Annotated in this window: 17 protein-coding genes; 7 read left to right on the top strand and 10 right to left on the bottom strand. The window is 63.5% G+C overall.

Annotation, left to right across the window (positions count from 1 at the left end; genetic code table 11):
* The first annotated feature begins 16 nt into the window (after positions 1-16).
* A complete protein-coding gene (locus LDN85_RS18755; RefSeq protein WP_223943799.1) occupies positions 17-679 on the top strand; it encodes a GntR family transcriptional regulator in 663 nt (220 codons plus the stop codon).
* Complete coding sequence (locus tag LDN85_RS18750; protein WP_223943798.1) at positions 676-1,848, top strand: MFS transporter; 1,173 nt, start codon at positions 676-678, stop codon at positions 1,846-1,848. Before LDN85_RS18755 ends, LDN85_RS18750 begins: the two co-directional genes overlap by 4 nt.
* A 28-nt stretch (positions 1,849-1,876) precedes the next feature.
* Here the strand turns inward: LDN85_RS18750 and LDN85_RS18745 are convergent, their stop codons facing one another.
* On the bottom strand, positions 1,877-2,539 hold the full coding sequence (locus LDN85_RS18745; protein ID WP_263422098.1) for a WYL domain-containing protein: 663 nt from the start codon (positions 2,537-2,539) through the stop codon (positions 1,877-1,879).
* A gap of 109 nt (positions 2,540-2,648) precedes the next feature.
* Between LDN85_RS18745 and LDN85_RS18740 the strand changes: the two genes are divergently transcribed.
* Positions 2,649-3,389 carry an alpha/beta hydrolase gene (locus tag LDN85_RS18740; protein WP_223943796.1) on the top strand — a complete coding sequence of 247 codons (741 nt, stop codon included), beginning with the start codon at positions 2,649-2,651 and terminating at the stop codon, positions 3,387-3,389.
* A gap of 24 nt (positions 3,390-3,413) precedes the next feature.
* Here LDN85_RS18740 and LDN85_RS18735 read toward each other — a convergent pair whose 3' ends face one another.
* The gene (locus LDN85_RS18735) at positions 3,414-6,866 is read right to left on the bottom strand and encodes a DEAD/DEAH box helicase (RefSeq protein ID WP_223943795.1); all 3,453 of its coding nucleotides are present in this window, start codon (positions 6,864-6,866) and stop codon (positions 3,414-3,416) included.
* A 165-nt stretch (positions 6,867-7,031) separates the two neighbouring features.
* Here LDN85_RS18735 and LDN85_RS18730 point away from each other — a divergent pair, with 165 nt between their 5' ends.
* On the top strand, positions 7,032-7,880 hold the full coding sequence (locus LDN85_RS18730; RefSeq protein WP_026543451.1) for a hypothetical protein: 849 nt from the start codon (positions 7,032-7,034) through the stop codon (positions 7,878-7,880).
* 86 nt (positions 7,881-7,966) lie between these two features.
* Here LDN85_RS18730 and LDN85_RS18725 read toward each other — a convergent pair whose 3' ends face one another.
* Positions 7,967-8,182: a hypothetical protein gene (locus LDN85_RS18725; protein WP_035761425.1), complete on the bottom strand. Its 216-nt coding sequence runs from the start codon at positions 8,180-8,182 to the stop codon at positions 7,967-7,969.
* A gap of 268 nt (positions 8,183-8,450) precedes the next feature.
* Entirely contained in the window at positions 8,451-8,990 is a 540-nt protein-coding gene (locus LDN85_RS18720) for a hypothetical protein (RefSeq protein ID WP_223943794.1), read from the bottom strand.
* 151 nt (positions 8,991-9,141) lie between these two features.
* Between LDN85_RS18720 and LDN85_RS18715 the strand changes: the two genes are divergently transcribed.
* Both LDN85_RS18715 and LDN85_RS18710 read left to right on the top strand, forming a co-directional pair.
* Complete coding sequence (locus LDN85_RS18715; RefSeq protein ID WP_026543453.1) at positions 9,142-9,639, top strand: sigma-70 family RNA polymerase sigma factor; 498 nt, start codon at positions 9,142-9,144, stop codon at positions 9,637-9,639.
* Positions 9,636-10,310, top strand: a complete 675-nt coding sequence (locus LDN85_RS18710; RefSeq protein WP_223943793.1) for a zf-HC2 domain-containing protein — start codon at positions 9,636-9,638, stop codon at positions 10,308-10,310. Before LDN85_RS18715 ends, LDN85_RS18710 begins: the two co-directional genes overlap by 4 nt.
* A 40-nt stretch (positions 10,311-10,350) precedes the next feature.
* Here LDN85_RS18710 and LDN85_RS18705 read toward each other — a convergent pair whose 3' ends face one another.
* From LDN85_RS18705 to LDN85_RS18690, 4 genes are all read right to left on the bottom strand, one after another.
* Positions 10,351-10,845, bottom strand: a complete 495-nt coding sequence (locus LDN85_RS18705; protein ID WP_223943792.1) for an SRPBCC family protein — start codon at positions 10,843-10,845, stop codon at positions 10,351-10,353.
* On the bottom strand, positions 10,845-11,237 hold the full coding sequence (locus LDN85_RS18700; protein ID WP_223943791.1) for a hypothetical protein: 393 nt from the start codon (positions 11,235-11,237) through the stop codon (positions 10,845-10,847). The genes LDN85_RS18705 and LDN85_RS18700 overlap by 1 nt, the downstream gene beginning before the upstream one ends.
* A 21-nt stretch (positions 11,238-11,258) precedes the next feature.
* On the bottom strand, positions 11,259-12,164 hold the full coding sequence (gene trmB / locus LDN85_RS18695; RefSeq protein WP_026543457.1) for a tRNA (guanosine(46)-N7)-methyltransferase TrmB: 906 nt from the start codon (positions 12,162-12,164) through the stop codon (positions 11,259-11,261).
* Positions 12,165-12,257: 93 nt separating this feature from the next.
* Positions 12,258-12,671 carry a hypothetical protein gene (locus LDN85_RS18690; protein ID WP_026547938.1) on the bottom strand — a complete coding sequence of 138 codons (414 nt, stop codon included), beginning with the start codon at positions 12,669-12,671 and terminating at the stop codon, positions 12,258-12,260.
* Positions 12,672-12,835: 164 nt separating this feature from the next.
* On the opposite strand from LDN85_RS18690, the gene LDN85_RS18685 reads away from it, so the two are divergent.
* Positions 12,836-14,113, top strand: coding sequence for a CynX/NimT family MFS transporter (locus LDN85_RS18685; RefSeq protein ID WP_223943790.1), 1,278 nt, complete (start codon positions 12,836-12,838; stop codon positions 14,111-14,113).
* Between the two features lie 75 nt (positions 14,114-14,188).
* On the opposite strand, the gene LDN85_RS18680 is transcribed toward LDN85_RS18685, so the two are convergent.
* Entirely contained in the window at positions 14,189-15,481 is a 1,293-nt protein-coding gene (locus LDN85_RS18680; protein ID WP_223943789.1) for an MFS transporter, read from the bottom strand.
* A 39-nt stretch (positions 15,482-15,520) separates the two neighbouring features.
* Positions 15,521-16,738, bottom strand: a complete 1,218-nt coding sequence (locus LDN85_RS18675) for a M20 family metallopeptidase (protein ID WP_026543461.1) — start codon at positions 16,736-16,738, stop codon at positions 15,521-15,523.
* Positions 16,739-16,847 lie beyond the last annotated feature (109 nt).

Raw genomic sequence — 16,847 nt, 5'->3', positions numbered from 1 at the left:
TGCAAGGCGGTACGGCATGGCAGAACAACCACGGAACACAGGGGCACATCTCGTCTACGGCGAGCTGAAGCGCAGGATTCTCAGCTTGGAACTCAAGCCGGGCGAGCGTCTCTACGAACCCGCGATGGCGTCCGAGTTGCAGGTGAGCCGCACTCCGCTCCGGGAAGCCATCCGGCGCCTGATTTCCGAGAGCCTGCTCGAACAGCAGGCAACCGGGGGAGTCGTGGTGCCCGCCCTGGATGAGAAGGTGATCTCAGAGCTGTACGACGTCCGGGCCGCTTTGGAATCCCTGATGGCCAGGGAGGCCTGCGCCAACGCCACCCCTGCGGACCTTGAGGAACTGCGGGGAATCCTGGCCCGCAATGCTGCCATGGTGGAGTTCCCTGACGAAGCCATGAAATACGGGGTTGCCCTGCATTCGGCCATTGCCAGGATTGCCGGGAATTCCTGGGCACAGCGCTTCCATCAGCAGATTGCCAGCCAGGTTGAACGGTACCGGTACTTCACCAACAAGGCCTCGGAACGCCGGGATGAGGCACTCGAGAACCACCGGCTCCTGGTTGAAGCCATCGCCTCAAAGGATGCGGAGAAGGCCGCCAAGGTGGCCTTCGACCACGTCATCGGCGCACGGGATGAGACGCTGCGGGTCATCACGGGCTCCGGACTCGTGGTCGAATGATCGGGGAACTTGGACGGCGTTCGTCCACTGCACTCCTGATCCACTCGGCCCTCATCCAGGCTGTCACTTTCCTGGTCCGCCCGGCCACTACCTACCGCGCACTGGAATTGGATGTTCCCGGGTTCGCCCTTGGCCTCCTTGCCGCAAGCTACGCCGTATTTCCCCTGCTGTTGGCCCTGCCCATCGGCGGACTGGTGGACCGCCTCGGTGAGCGCAGGCTCATGGCGATCGGGGCCGCCGTCGTTCTTGGTTGTTCTGCGTTCCTGCTGTTTTGGGGGAGTTCGGTTCCGGCGCTTGTAGCTGGAACGGCGCTTCTTGGCGCGGGCCAGCTGGCCTGCGTGGTGGGGCAGCAGGCAGTGGTGGCGAACAACGCTGCGTCGACGCGCTTGGACTCTGCCTTTGGATACCTGACGTTCGCCGCTTCGCTGGGTCAAGCCTTGGGCCCGCTGGCAATTTCCATTGTGGGCGGTGCATCCGTGCGCCCTGACACCGGCGCGATCTTCCTGCTCGCCACGGCCATGAGCCTGCTGATGTTCCTGACCACTTTCGTGATCTCCTCGAAGGTCAGTCGAGGCCGCCGCGCTCCCAAGGGAGGTCCCAAAGGCAGTGCGGCTGCGCTCCTCAGGACACCTGGCGTAGTCCGGGCCTTGGCAACCAGCGCTACCGTCCTTGCAGTGGTGGACCTGACCGTCGTCTACCTGCCGGCATTGGGTGCGGAAAGGGGCCTGACCGCGGCCACCGTGGGCCTCATGCTGACCGTCCGGGCCGTGTTCTCCATGGTTTCCCGGCTCGGACTCGGCAGTGTGTCCCGTCGGCTGGGCCGGATGAAACTGCTCATCACCAGCCTGGCCATTTCCACAGCTGCCCTTGGCGTGGCAGCGATTCCGATGCCCGAATGGCTGCTCTTCATCGTCATGGCGTTCCTCGGCCTGGGCTTGGGAATCGGCCAACCATTGACCATGTCCTGGCTCTCCGCCCAAGCACCGGAAGGCCAACGCGGGCGCGCACTGGCCTTGAGGCTGGCCGGAAACAGGGTGGGCCAAGTGGTCCTGCCGAGTGCCATCGGCGTGGTGGCGGTGGGTCTCGGTGCGGCGGGGGTGTTCCTGGCGTCAGCTGTTGCCGTGGGCGGAACCATGCTGTTGCTCCGGGGGGTTCGGCTGGACGACTGAGTCTGGGCTGCGAGGTTGAGTGAGCGACTCACGCGCCCCGGGAGTGCACAGGCCTGGCGTTCGCTGGAGGTTCCCCGACCTCGTGGATGGTGTGGCCGCTGCAAGCCGTCTTGGTGACGCTGGCCCGCTCGATGCGGGACACGATGAACCACCGCATGGCGTCGCGGAGTCGACACCATCCAACCAAGTACCACTGGCCGTTCGTTGAGGCGAACAGTACGGGTTCGACGTCGCGGATGGTGGTGCTCCCATCTCCCGATGTGTAGCGCATGCGGATGACACGTTGCTCGGACATCGCCTCCTCCAGAGCCGACCTGATGGTACGCGAAGAGGCGGGAGCCGTGTTCACCCAGACGCGGCCAGCCAGTTCGTCGGCTCTTGCCCGGGTCTTGGGATCGAGGACATCCACGATCTTCCGGATCCCGGCTGCTGCCAAATCGGCATAAGGTGCGTCGGATGCAGCGGATACGGCTGCCATTAGCGCTACGGCCTGGGCTGGGGACAGGCTGACAGGCGGCAGGGAAGCGCCAGCGGCCAACCCGTAACCACCCCCGGGTCCTGGGCGCGACCATACGGGCGCACCGCTGCTCTCCAGCGCATCGAGATCCCTCTTGACTGTTCGCACGGATACCGCGAACTCTCCCGCCAACCGCTCGGCGGACACCCCGCGCGCTCCGCTGCGGCGCAGCATCTCAGAGAGCGCATGGAGGCGTTCTGTGCGTTTCAACTTCCAGTCCGCATCAAATTCATGACACAAATAGTGACACACCCTTGTCCGTAACGCCTGCGAGGGTAGTGGCATGACAACTTCTACAAGCAGTCCGGACATCATCCTCATCGCCGGCCACTGGCTGGGTGCCTGGGCATGGGATGAAGTCCTTGAACACCTGCAAAGCGACCACTCACACGCAGTTGCTGTGACGCTCCCTGGTCTCGATGGGGACGATCCTGAGCGGGCGACAAAGACCTTGGACGACCAAGCTGCAGCGGTCCTGGACACCTTTGCCCGACTTGGGGTTACCGAAGACCGGCCCGCTACCATCGCGGCTCACAGTGGGGCGAACGCCCCTGCCAGCCTTGTCCTGGACCGACACCCGGAACTTGTTCATCGGGTGGTGTGGGTCGACTCAGGCCCGCTGGCGACAGGGAGCGTCTTCGCCCCGAATCTCCCGGAAGACGTGGACGAGCTTCCACTGCCGTCCTTCGAAGTCCTCGCACAGCAGGCAAGTCTGGAAGGCCTGAGCACGGAAGTCCTCGAGCGTTTTCGTGCCCGGGCCGTTCCCGAGCCTGGCCCCGTGCTTCGTCAGCCCGTCGAGCTCATGAATGAAGCCCGTCGCCAGGTCAGGACCACCATGGTGTGCTGCTCGATTCCTGGCGCGCAGGTGCTGGAGTTGGCCCACGCAGGCCATGCCATGTTTGCCGAAGTCGCAAGCGTCGGGAATCTGGACGTTATTGACCTTCCCACGGGGCATTGGCCCATGTGGAGCCGCCCCCGGGACCTTGCCAAGATCATTCAGTCAGCTTCCACACGAGCCGACTGAACCAGCTCCCGCTGTTTTGGGAGGTCACTCCGCGAACAGCGCCGCCAGGTCGTCCGCCGTCAACGAGCCACCGGCCAGGGCGTCGCCTTCCATTACGTCCGCGAACAGCTGTGACTTCTTGGCCTTCAACGCCATGACCTTTTCCTCGATGGTGTCCTTTGCCACCAGCCGGTAGACCATCACGTTCCTGGCCTGCCCAATACGGTGCGTGCGGTCCACGGCCTGGGCTTCGGACGCGGGGTTCCACCAGGGATCCAGCAGGAATACGTAGTCGGCTTCGGTCAGGTTGAGCCCGAAGCCGCCGGCCTTCAGCGAGATCAGGAACACCGGAGCGGACCCGTTTTTGAATTCGCTGACCACATCGCCGCGGTTCCTGGTGCTGCCATCGAGGTAGCAATACTCCACGCCCTCTTCGTCCAGGCGTTCGCGGACTTTCCCAAGGAATCCCGTGAACTGGCTGAAGATCAGTGTCCGGTGGCCCTCGGAAATGACATCCTCCAGTTGCTCAAACAACACGTCGAGCTTGGAGGAGCGCACTCCGGACAATGAGGAATCCACCAACGACGCATCCAGGCTGAGCTGCCGCAGCAACGTCAGCGACTGGAAAATAGTGAAGCGGTTCTTGTTCACGTCATCGATCAAGCCCAGGATCTTCTGCCGTTCCCGCTGCAGGTGCGTCTGGTAGACCTTCTGGTGCCGCGGGTTGAGCACCACTTCCAGGATCTGCTCCTGCTTGGGCGGCAGGTCCTTGATGACCTGCTCTTTGGTGCGGCGCATCATCAGCGGACGGACACGACGCCGGAGCTTGCCCAGTTGCGCGGAGTCGCCGTTCTTTTCCACCGGCTTTTGGTAGTTCTCGGCGAACCGTTTGGGGCTGGGGAACAGCCCCGGCGCCACGATTGAGGTCAGCGCCCAGAACTCCATGAGGTTGTTCTCCAGCGGCGTGCCCGTGATGGCCAGCTTGAAACGGGCCGGCAGCTTCCGCGCGCACTGGTACGCCTTGGACTGGTGGTTCTTGACGAACTGGGCCTCGTCCAGCATCAGCCCCGCCCACTGGAAGGAGGCGTAGGCATCGTAGTCAATGCGGAACAGGGCATAGGAGGTGATCACGACGTCGGCACCCGCCAACGCTTCCACAGGGGACAGGCCGCTCTTGGCGAAGGTTTCACTGACGGTCCGCACCACCAGGCCAGGAGCGAATCGCTGTGCTTCCAAGGCCCAGTTGCTCACCACGCTGGTGGGCGCCACCACCAGGAAGGGAGCGCGTGGAGTTACCTCGACAGCGTCGCCCTGCGCGGCAGCAGCAGTCGAGGCAGCCAGATCCTTTGCCGCACAAATCAGCGCAATGGCCTGAACGGTCTTACCAAGGCCCATATCGTCCGCAAGAACACCGCCGAGGCTGTGCTTGTAGAGGAAGCTGAGCCAGTTGAATCCCTCCAGCTGATACGGACGCAGCTCAGCGTTAAGTCCGGCCGGGAGCGGAAGTCCGGTCACGCCGTCGTCGAGCAATCCACCCACGGCTTCACGCCAGGCGGCGGCCTGTTCGTCCACAATCCCGAGCTGCGCCAGCTCGTCCCAGAGCCCGGCCTGGAATCGGCTGATCTGCAGGGTGCCGTCCTTGTTGTCCGGGTTGTCCTGCAGCGAACGGGCTTCGTCGATCAGTGCGCGGAGCTGGTGCAGCTCCGGCAGGTCCAGCGAGAAGTAAGCGCCGCTGGGCAGCAGCATGCGGCTCATTCCGGCCGCAAGCGCCGAGAACACCGCCGCGAAGGACACCGGTTCGCCTTCGAGCGTGATCACGATTCCGAGGTCGAACCAGTCGCCACTGGCCGTCTCCTTGGTGGAAATGGACACCACGGGTGCTTCTGCTGCCTCGCGGTAATCTGCGATGTCACCGGATGTTTCAACTACGAGGTCGGGCAGTTCCCGCAGTGCCGGGAGAACCTCCTCGGTGAAGGCCAGTGTGTCCAAGCCGCTGAGCTCGGCGGAGGCAGCGATACGGGGCGCACCCCAGCCACCGGTTGCCGACTCGGCCAGTGCGGACACCACATCCCACGGCCGTCCGAGCGACTCCAGGATGCGGGCTTCCTCAGCGTCGTCCCGGTAGCCTCGATCGTCCGGGTGCCGCCACAGCGGTTGCGCCGTGACCAGCGTGCCGGACTTGTAATGCCACTCCCAGTGCAGCCGGACCTTGTGGTCGTTGCCGTAATTGGCCAGCAGGGACAGCGTAGGGACGGCCAGGGTAGGCAGCTCCACGGATTCGTCCGCGGCCTGGACCGGCGTGGACTGTCGCAGTTTGGGGTAAAACGAGGTCAGGAAGCGGCTCTCATCCTCGGCAGGAATCTGCAGGGTTTGGCCGTCCATGACGAACTCCAGGAGCTCGTCAGTGATGCCACCCTCGATCGGCGCCAAGGTGATCAGGTTCTTTTGCTGTGGCACGCCGGGCAGGGTTTCCCCCGAATGCGTGAAGAAGATACCGTTGGCCGGTTTGCCCAGGAAGCCCACGGATCCGGGATCCACGGATTCCCCGTCCACGGTGACGGACGGCGCAAGCTGCAGTCCGCCGTCGGGCGCTTCCGCTGTGCTGTCCGGTGCCGCGTCCAGACGCGCCAAACTCAGTCCGACGACGGCGGGTTGGGACTCCACGCGGACAGGCTCGCTGCCAGCGGAGTGAATGAGTGGGATGCCGGCTTTGGTGGCGTCGGCGAGGAGGGTCCAAAGATTCTTGGCAGCGAAGTCGTTCAGGCTCAGCCACATGGCACCGGATGGTTGCTGGCGGCCGTTGCTGGATCCATGGGCGGCGAGGAAAGTCTGAAGCCATTCGACGTGGACTTCGTTGAACTCCCGGCGGAAGCTGACGTAGCTGAGGTTGTTCCAGGAGACGTCGCCGCGGATCCATTTGCCCTTGGCGCCCATCATGACCGGGCGGGCCTTGAGCTGGCGGACGCTGCGCATGGGGTCCCGGCGGCCTGTGTAGGAGAAGTGGGCCGCAGGCTCTTCCACCTCGAACTGAAGTGCAAGCGGGATGCCGGCGGCACTGGGCGCCGTCCCGGGCTTGGTGATCAACCTGTTGAGGGCTTGTTCCCAGGCGGGACGGGCGGCGCTGCCCTGCTGCCCCGAACCAGCGCGGGAGGTTTGGATACCAGGAGCCTGCGAGAGGAGCTGTGCCCGGATGCTGGGGTGGTCCTCGGCAGTAAACAGCAGGGCGGCTACATGCTTGCAGTCCTTGCGGACAGGGCAGCTGCAGATCCCCACGGTGCAGCTCCAGCCGCTGGGCTTACGGACCAGTTTGGCCGACGTCGAATACGGCTGCGGACCCGTACCCCGGACCTTGCCGAGCAGAAGACCCGTGGCCGAATCAAAAGAAATTCCGCTCACGCGGCTGCCCATGGCATAGGCCAGTCCGGCCGCCAGGGAGCGGTCGTTAATGGCAGGAGTCTGAATGGCCAGTTCCCAGTTTTCGTCTGTGTGGGACGGCATGCGTCGGGCTACTTTCGGCAGGAGGTTATCTGTTCAATCTTAGTCAGCAGAAAACGGCTCCCAAACTTCGCCCTCCGTTCACCTCAACCTCGATTGCCGCGACGCTCCCGCGCGTACGTTGAAAGTGTCCGGAGCACCACCAGCTTTCAGCAGTGAGGATTTCCCATGACTACCAACGAGTACCCCGTCGTCCTGAACAAGACCAGCTTCGAAGCCGGCAACGCGGATGTAGTGGATTCCAACGTCAACGTCGTGAACCTGATGTACCAGGAGCTCCTCAACAGCGACGAAATCGCACCCGCAGCGCTCAACAGCTTCTTTGTGGACTTCTACCTGACGCAGGCACTGTCCGGCGGCTTCGCCCAGTACGTCTTCACGGCACCGGAACGTGAAGAGGTGGACTCCTACGTCCGCGCCGGCCTGGAAAGCATGGGCGCCACACGCCATCTGGACCTCTTCAACCGCACCGCGTCCGCTTTCGACGCCCTGACCGAGGATGAAGCAGAGGCCTACCTCGACGGAGAACTGGACGAGTCCGAAACCCCGCCTGCTTCAGTGGCGGCCTTGGACGAGCTCGACGGCGAGTTCGAGTCACTGCTGGAGGAAGAGGACATCATCGACCTCAACGCCGCGTACCTCCGCGACCAGTCCGAACTGCTGGTCCTGACCGACGAGGAGATCGAAGCGCACATCGCCGGGCGCGTTGCCTTGGTGCCGGACCTCGCAGAGCGCCAGGCCGAAGCCGAAGAAGAAGCCCTGGCCAACGCCCCCGAGTTCGAGGTCATCATCCGCGAACTGTGCGACGTTGCCGGCTACGCCCTCGAGAAGATCACCATGGGCGACCCCAACTACGAGCACGACGGCGTCAAGACCCTCGCCTGGCACTTCTCCACCGACCACGGCGACTACCTCATGATCGAGGACGACGAGGAGGCCTTCATGATCCACCCGGAGACCAAGGAGATCATCGCGGCTGTGGAGTTTGAAGAGTCCGAGGAATTCGCCGACGCGTAAGCCACTCGTTGCCGAGGTCGCCGGAACGCTGCAGAATCGCCGTTGCGTTCCGGCGACCTCGCCGCGTTTCCGGCGATTTCGGTGCCCTACGTCTTGGGCGTTGCCTTGCTGACCTGCCGGAACTTGACGAATCCCCACACTATGGACGCTTGCCAACAGGCCAGCAGGCCCACCCAGATCCAGTCCAGGCCATGCTCTGTGGCGTTGATGATCAAGGCGATGAGCCCCAAGGTCCACCCGAGTTCCTGCACCCCCAGGAACGTCAAGGTCGGCGTCTTTTTGCTGCTGATGTCCTGTGTCATTTTCTCTCCCCCTAGAGTTGGTTTGCAGTCTAGCGGACCCATGCATCGGCCTGGCTTGGGGTTTGGGCCGCCGAAAACGCCCGAAAGCTGCGGCGTCGGCGTGCGCAAAAACTCCGCCGGGGCACCTTTTTCAAGAGCGGGCTTTCAAAGAGCGCGTCCTTCGTGCGCTCGGGTGAGGTGGCGTGCTCGTGAGTTCGCGGGAACCTCGCATGTTCACACGGAACCTTCCGGCGACCTCGGAGGTTTCCCGCGAACCCGGCGTCACGCCTCAGTAACCCGAACCCGCAGCGCCCTTGATCATCTCCCCGGTGGGGCTTACCAGATACCAGACGCCACCAACTCCTTGGCCGGTGACATCCCCCGGGGCCTTGTCCTTGGCGTAGTAGTACAGCGGCATGCCGTTGAGCGTCACATGCTTCTTCCCATCCGGAGACGCTATGGTTCCCACAGTTCCGGTGACGCCGTCAACAGTGGGGGCGTCCGCCGTCGTGGTAAAAATCGGCCAGGCGTCCAAGCACGCGGCGGTGCACGCGCTGGTTCCGGAATCCTTGACGTCCTTGGTGAAGAAGTAGAGGCTCATACCCTTGCTGTCCACCACGATCTGACCCGCGCTGGAGGAAGCCAGGTTCATGTCGGCAGCGGCACTGGCGCTGCTGCTGGCGGCGCTGGGGGAAGCCGAGGTGGGTGCCGCGGAGGTCGCCGCGGGCGGGGGAGTGGAGGTGGCGGTGGTCCCCGGACTTCCGCCGCACCCTGCCATCGCCGCGGCCAGGATCACTGCACCGAATCCAAAACTGAGTCGTTTCTTCATTTCTCGCTCCTTTGACGAGCCGGCCGGGACGGACCGGCGCTAACCCCTACGACGCCGGCGGGGGAAGAATGGTTCACGGGGGCTGAACCATTTGCCGGCGTGCGTCGTCGTATAGGCGAAGGGGCAGGAGAAAACACTGAGGGAGGTGGCTATGCCGTTGGACGAGGACGTGGTGGCGGCGATCTACCGCGACCATGGCACCGCGTTGAAACGCTTCGTGCTCAGCTGCACTTCCGATGCCCATCAGGCCGATGACGTAGTGCAGGAAACCATCCTGAAGGTCTGGCAGCATGCCCCGCAGATCACGGGCAGCCTGCGAAGCTACCTCTTCCGGACGGCCCGCAACGTCATCATCGACAACTACCGGAAGGCCCAGCGGCGCCCGATGGAAGCCGGTGAGCAGGACCTCCCGGACCACGCAGCGAGGGAACGCGTGGATGAGCTCCTGAACCGGGTACTGATGGAAGAAGCGTTGCTCCGGCTCAGCCACGAGCACCGCGAGGTCCTGGTAGCCCTCCATTACCAGCGGTTTACCGTCAGCGAGGCAGCACTGCAGCTGAACATACCTGCCGGAACCGTGAAATCCCGGGCCTTCTATGCTGTGAAGGCCCTCCGAACGATCCTTGACGAGATGGGGGTGGAACGATGAACGGCCAGTCCGTCCACCAATTGCTGGGCGCTTACCTGCTGGGTGGGCTCGACGCCGGTGAAGCCCGCTCTTTTGAGGACCACCTGGCCGGCTGCGCTGAGTGCCGTCGTGAGCTGGAGGAGCTTGAAAGCCTTCCGGCATTGCTCGACGCCGTGCCGCCGGCTGACGCTGTGGCGCTCACCGTCACCGGTGGTTCCCAAGCGCTTGCACCGTTGGAGCCAATGCCCGGCACCCTTCCCGAGAAAGTGCTGGTTGACTTGTCGGCGCGCCGAAGGAAATCACGACGCCGGTGGGCGGCCGTGGTGGGTGCTGTGGCTGCCGCTTGCCTGGTGGCTGGTTTCCTGGCCGGCCCACTCTTGAACCAGCCACCCAAGCCTGACGCGAGCTATTCAGTGCAGTCGGACAACGGCCTGCAGTTGACCGTGGGAATGGTGAAGAAGACGTGGGGCACGGAACTCGAGGTTGAGGGCCGCTCCATGCCCTTGGAAGGCACTCTTTATCTTTGGGTGAAGGGCCGGGACGGGGCTGAGGAACGGACGTGCGGTTGGACGGCGACACCCAGCGGCCGGATCAAGATCAGAGGTGCTACGCCGGTCCAGTTGGCCGGAATCGCGGGAGTTGAGCTCCGCGACGAAGCCCAGAAGACGGTTGCCTCGATCTCGGTGCCGTAACCACCTGGGGTACCGTAACCAGCCGGGGTGCCGTAACCAGCTAGTTTTCGGCGACTTCGGTTCCCTGTGCGCGCAGTTCGGCCACCAGTGCCGGGTTCTCGCAAGCCCGGGCGAACGCATCGATCCGGCGCTCAATTTCGCGGCCAAGCAGCCAGCTACCCACCCTCTCGGCCAACGGCTTTACCAGAGCCGGGCGGCACGAAAAGGTGTACTTCCAGACTGCCCGGGTTCCGCCGTCGTCGGGCGTGAACCGCCAGCCACCACCGAAGTTCCCAAAGAACCACGGCCCCGAAACCATGGTCATGCCCACATTTCGGGGTGGGGTGTAGGAGACGTATTCGCTGACCATTTTCAGGCCCATGCGGGAAACGGTCCGTGTCCGGACACCCTTGCCGGCAGCTGTGGCTCCGTCAAGGAAAGCCTGGGCCGAGATGAACGGGTCCCATTTGAGCCGGAATTGGCCCGTCGTTTGGGAGAGGGCGAAAGCTGTGTCCGGATCCAAGCGGATGAATCGTTCGGCGCGCACCTGGGGCATCAGAACCCCTGACCTGAGCCGAGGACCAGGAACACCATGAAGACAATGCCAAAAATGTTGACCGCCATGATCGCCAATCCGATGATCCCCGTGATCCGTCCCGCGTTCATTCGGCCGGCCCGGAAGACGGCGATCAATCCACTCACCACGGCAATGATCGCCAGGACCACGGAAATCCCCGCCAGCACCAACGCACCAAACCACCAGGCATCATTGCCCTCGTTGTAACGGCTCATGGCGGAGGCCACCGCTGCAATGCCCAAGGGGATGCTGACCACGGCCGCGATCGGCGAGAGCACTGCAGCGATGATGCTGGTGATCCCGGCGGGAAGGCCGCGCGTCCCGGTCCTTTGTGGTTGCTGGTAGTAGTCGATCGGTGGCTGATAGCTCATGGTTCCCCCGGAATCCGTCGGCTAAAGCTTGCGGTAAGTGAGGTCGAAGATCATGCGACCGGCCTCGTGGGCCTTGTTCTCGAAGCTGGTCCGGATGCGGCCATCGAAGCGGGGTGCCCAACCGCCTTCTTCATCCACGCCCTCATTGGGACCAGTGTGCTCGGTGCTGACCGGCGCGCGGCCTTCCCTCACCGGGGCGCCGCCCACAACAGACTCGACGCCGGATTGCCACACCTGCGTCAGCGGGCTTTCCTCGCCGCTGCGCTCGCCTTCGTGCATGTTTTCGAACTCCGTGGACCCGGCCAGGACTTCGCGGACGTGCACTGCATAGTTGGACCAGTCAGTAGCGATCCGCCAATAGCCACCCTTTTCCAGTGCCTTGGCAGCTACGGAAGCGAAGGCGGGCTGGATAAGCCGGCGTTTGTGGTGCCGGGCTTTGTGCCAGGGGTCGGGGAAGAACACCCAGAGCTCGCTGACTGAGCCTTCGGGGAGCATCGATTCGAGGACCTCGGGAGCGTTGGCTTCCACTACCCGCACGTTGGTCAGGCCCCGGCTGTTGATCTTGATGATGGTGTTGGCCAAACCCGGGGTGTAAACCTCAACGGCCAGGAAGTCCTTGTCCGGGTTCTGCTCCGCGGCGTGGACCACGGCGTCACCCAGGCCGGATCCGATCTCGACGATCAGGGGTGCCTTGCGCCCGAATACGGCCTCGGCATCGAAGGTGTAGTCCGGGTGCACGGAAGTGTTGGCAACATGGCGGGGCACTTGGATGGCCCAGCGTTCGGCGTGCTCTTCCCAAGCAGCCTGCCTCCGGCCCTGCAATCGGGTGCCGCGGCGCACGAAGCTGACGGGCCGGCCGCCATAGGTTCCAAAGGATGCCTGGGTGCCGGGCGTGACGGGGCGCGGGGAATCTGGGGTTTCACTCATCACTTCCAGAATACTTTGGTTCGGGGTGGAGGCTCTGCGGAGTCTGGGCTGGGTGCTTGCGCCGGGGACGTTCCACGGTGCGGGTACCGGTGTTCAGTTGCGAAGCACCATCAAGAGCAACGCCAGCCCTTCGAGTCCTGCAATACAAAGCCCGAAGATCCCAAACATCCATGCTATGGTCCGCTGCCCATCGGCATCGCGGCTTTTGGCCAGCCTGAGACAGGTCAGGCCACAGACCAACGCCCCGAGCCAGCAAGCTCCGGTGGGGACCACGAGAATCGTTTGCGCAGCCATTGCATATGGGGGTGACTCAGCGCCAAACATGAAGAGCATCCCCACAGGGAAGACGATCATGAAGACAATGGGCACCCCCATGGCCAGTGCCAAACTCCAGATGCTGACCTTCAATCCCGGTGGGTGCGAAATCCGCGCGTGCGACTTCTGAGAAGCCGGCAGAGGATGCCCGGAAGTAGTGCTGTGAGGTGATGGTTTGGGGGTCTTGTCCATGCCCTCAACGCTATGGATCGCGATGCTGCAGAGGCAGGTAAATCTCTCCTATGTGGATAACTCTGCCAAGGCAGCTATTCATACACCGATGGTCATATACCGCTCACCGGTCATATCCCGCCCAACGGACCCTCGATCGAAGCCGCCCTGACAGAATAGGACGTGTGACCTCCTCCAAGACGCCCGGCTATCGAGAGAAACCAGTCCTGCCTGACATCGCCGTGGACGCTGAGATCGACGACGAACCGGCCGCGGATCCCACACAGCTCCGTGGTAAGCGCGGCCTGGTCTACTTGGGCATCTGCCTGGTACTGATCGGACTGAACCTCCGCACCGTCTTCTCCAGCTTCTCGGCGGTCCTTCCGGAAATAACGTCCGACGCCGGTCTGCCGGGTTGGTCGCTGGTGGTCCTCACAACCGTTCCGGTCACGCTGCTGGGACTCTTCGCGCCACTGGCTCCCATCCTCGCCCGGAGATTCGGGGCGGAACGGGTGCTTCTCGGAGCCATGGCCGTGCTCACTGCAGGCCTCCTGCTGAGGCCAGTGGAGTTCCCGGGATTCGGTCACTTGCCGGCACTTCTGGCCGGAACAGCTGCCTGCGGTGCCGCAATAGCGCTTTGCAACGTCCTCCTGCCGGGCGTCGTCAAACGGGATTTCCCGCACCGCCTTGGCCTGATGGGCGGCCTCTACACCACCGCGATTTGTGCTTCGGCAGCCCTTGGCGCGGGCTTCACGTACCCGGTGTTTACGGCAACCGGCCACTGGACATCGGCTCTGTGGTTCTGGGCGGTTCCTGCCGGCGTCGTACTTTTGCTTTTCCTCCCGCTCGCGATCCGCCAACCATCCGTGAAACACCAAGCCGTCCACGGTGGCGTCAATGTGTGGCGCTCGGCCGTGGCGTGGCAGGTGACCATGTTCATGGTGTTGCAGGCCATGATGTCGTTCAGCGTGTTCGCCTGGATGGCACCGATCCTGCGCGACAGGGGGATTGATGGCGGAACGGCCGGGCTGATCGTCTCGTTGTCGATTGTGCTGCAGATGCTGGGGTCCCTGTTTGCCCCTGCCCTGGCCGCGCGTTTCAAGGACCAGCGGATCATCAACATGGTGGTGGCGCTGATGACCGGAGGCGGCTTTGCCCTCACGATCTTTGGCCCCACTGAGTTGATTTGGGTCTGGACCGGGCTGAACGGGCTTGGCCAGGGATCACTGACTGCCGTGGCCCTGACCATGATCATGGTCCGGACCCGCGACGCCCACACCGCCGCACACCTGTCCGGGATGATGCAGGGCGTCGGCTATGGGGTAGGTTCACTTGGCACGCTGATGGTGGGTCAACTGCACCAGGGGACCGGCGGTTTCGAGGCGGCCGGAGTCCTGTTCCTGGTGGTGGGATCCTTGGCTGCCTTCTTCGGTTACCGGGCAGGCCGCGACCGCTTCGTTTAACGTTGTGAGGCCCACTCTGCACCCAAAGACCCCGGGAAAACGTGCAGAGCGGGCCTCGCAACGATCGTGGGGAACCTAGGCCGTGAGGTCCTTGCCCTTGGTCTCCGGGATGGAGAAGGCAAACCCGATGCCCACCAGCAGCAGGATCACGGCGTACACATTGAACAGCTGGGCCTGACCGATGCTGCCGAGCCAGGTCTGCAGGTAAGGGGCGGTGCCACCGAAGGCCGCCACACAGATGGAGTACGGGACCCCGACGCCGATGGTTCGGATGTGGGTCGGGAACAGTTCGGCGTACACGGCCGGGACAATCGCTGCGCTGCCGGCGATGAAGAACAGCATCACGGACATTGAGACGGCCAACTGCCACGGCGAGTCCTTCAGCAGCCACGTCATGGGGAAGTGCAGGAGGGCGGCGCCCGCGGCGGAGGCGATGATGACGGGCCTGCGTCCTATGCGGTCGGACAGTTTGCCCCAGAACGGCAGGGCTGCGATGAACACTACGTTGCCAATGACGCCGGCCCACAGGGCTTCGCCGCGATCCATCTTCAAAGAAGTTGCTGCGTAGCTCGGTGCCACCACACCCCAGATGTAGTACACAACGGTCAAGCCCACGGTGAGGCCGATGACCTGCAATGCCTGCTTCCGGTACTTGATGATCTGCGGCACGATCGGCAGGCGCTTCTCGTTGGGAGCTTCGGCCTCAAACGCTTCGGTTTCCTTCATCTTGGCCCGCATGAACAGGGCGTAGATTCCCAGGGCGCCACCGATCAGGAAGGGGATGCGCCAACCCCAGGCGCTCATGTCTTCCTTGCTCAGGACGTTGGTCAGGATGGCGCCGAGCAGCGTACCAGCCAGGATGCCTGCCGTGCCGGAGGTGTAGATGAGCGTGGCCCAGAAGCCGCGGTGTTCCTTGGGTGCCATTTCCGACAAGTAAGTCTGCGACGACGGCAACTCACCACCGTGCGCCAGGCCTTGGATGAGGCGGGCCACCAACAGCATCACCGATGCGAAGGCGCCAACTGCCGCGAACGTCGGCGCGATGCCGATGAGCAGGCTGCCCACCGCACCCAAGGCCACGGCTACGGTCATGGACGTTTTGCGGCCGATCCTGTCGCCGATCCAGCCGAACACGAAACCGCCGAAGGGGCGGGCAACGAAACCGACGGCGAAGATCGCCAAGGTGGACAGTACCGCCGACGTCGGGTCGGCCTGGCTGAACAGGGCGCTGGCGATGAAGGGTGAGAACGTTGCGTAGATTGCCCAGTCGTACCATTCAACGGCATTGCCGATTCCGGTACCAACGAGCGTCCGCGCGTGGGATTTTTGGACCTTGACGTCGGAGGACGTTCCTGCGGTGGTGGTCATGGGATTCTCCAAGCTGATGCGGGGACAGGGAGGTGGACGCTAGTTGCCGGCAAGGGCGGCGATGCGGGATACGGCGAGCTCGGCGTACAGCGCGGCACCGTCGGTGAGGACGCCGTCGTCGAACGTTGCGTATGGCGAGTGGTTGAAGGCCGACGTCGCGTGGTCGGCGCCTGGGGCAACGGCACTGAGTCCGATGAACGTGCCGGGAACTTGGTCCAGGACGCGGGAGAAGTCCTCGGAACCACTCAGGGGCGTGGCCATCCGGGTATGCCTGGACTCGCCGAACATTTCGGCGATGACCTTTTCCGCAGTGGTGGTCTCGTCCTCGTTGTTGATGGTGAGGGGATATTCTTCGTCGTACTGCACATGGACCTCCAGCCCGTGGGCTGCGGCAATACCGTGGAGCAGCCTGGGTACTGCTTCCATCATCTTCCTGCGGGAGGCTTCGGAGAAGGTCCGGACGGTTGCTTCTATGCGGGCGGTTTCGGGGATGACGTTGCGCTTGGTTCCGGCCTGCAACACGCCAACGGTCAGGACCACGGGGTCGAAGAGGTCGAACTGCCGGGTGATCATGACCTGCAGGGCGGTGACCATTTCCGCCGCAGCCGTGACCGGATCCTTGGCCAGGTGGGGAGCGGAGCCATGTCCGCCGGCGCCGTGGACGGTGACGAAGAGGCCCGCCGAGGAACTCAGCATGATCCCGGGTTTGGTGAGGAACTGTCCGTGATCGGCAACTGATGAGAACACGTGCATTCCGTATGCTGCATCCGCACGCCTCCCGGCCGCGTCCAGGACGCCTTCCTCGATCATGTAGCTGGCGCCGTCAAAGCCCTCCTCGCCGGGCTGGAACATGAGGATGACATCGCCTGCCAGTTGATCCTGACGCTCTGCAAGGAGAGTGGCAGCACCGGCGAGCATGGAGGTGTGGAGATCGTGTCCGCAGGCATGCATGGCGCCGTCCACGCGGGAGGTGTAGTCCACGCCGGTGGTCTCCTGGACGGGGAGCCCATCCATGTCGGCCCGCAGCAACACCACGGGCTTGTGGGCCGAAGCGTGGCCGGCACCGCCGCGGAGAACTGCCGTGACCGATGTCGTTTCCTTGCCCAGGGTGATCTCGAAGGGGAGCCCATCCAGTGCCTTGAGCACCTTTTCCTGCGTGCGGGGGAGCTGCAGCCCGATTTCCGGTTCACGGTGAAGGTCATGCCGGAGGCGGACGATGTCGTCCCGCAGCTCCTTGGCGTCGGCAGCGATGGTCATGTTGTACTCCTGGGTTTATCCGGGTCTCTTCCTTAGAACATTGTGTGGTGACGTGCTTCACAGGCTTGAAAACATCTGGAAATATGCATTTTCGGCCGGAAGTACCAGA

Source organism: Arthrobacter sp. StoSoilB20 (genome assembly GCF_019977295.1).
Classification (GTDB): domain Bacteria; phylum Actinomycetota; class Actinomycetes; order Actinomycetales; family Micrococcaceae; genus Arthrobacter; species Arthrobacter nicotinovorans_A.
The sequence above is the reverse complement of the archived record's forward strand: the minus strand, read 5'-3'. Positions and strand labels throughout refer to the sequence as shown.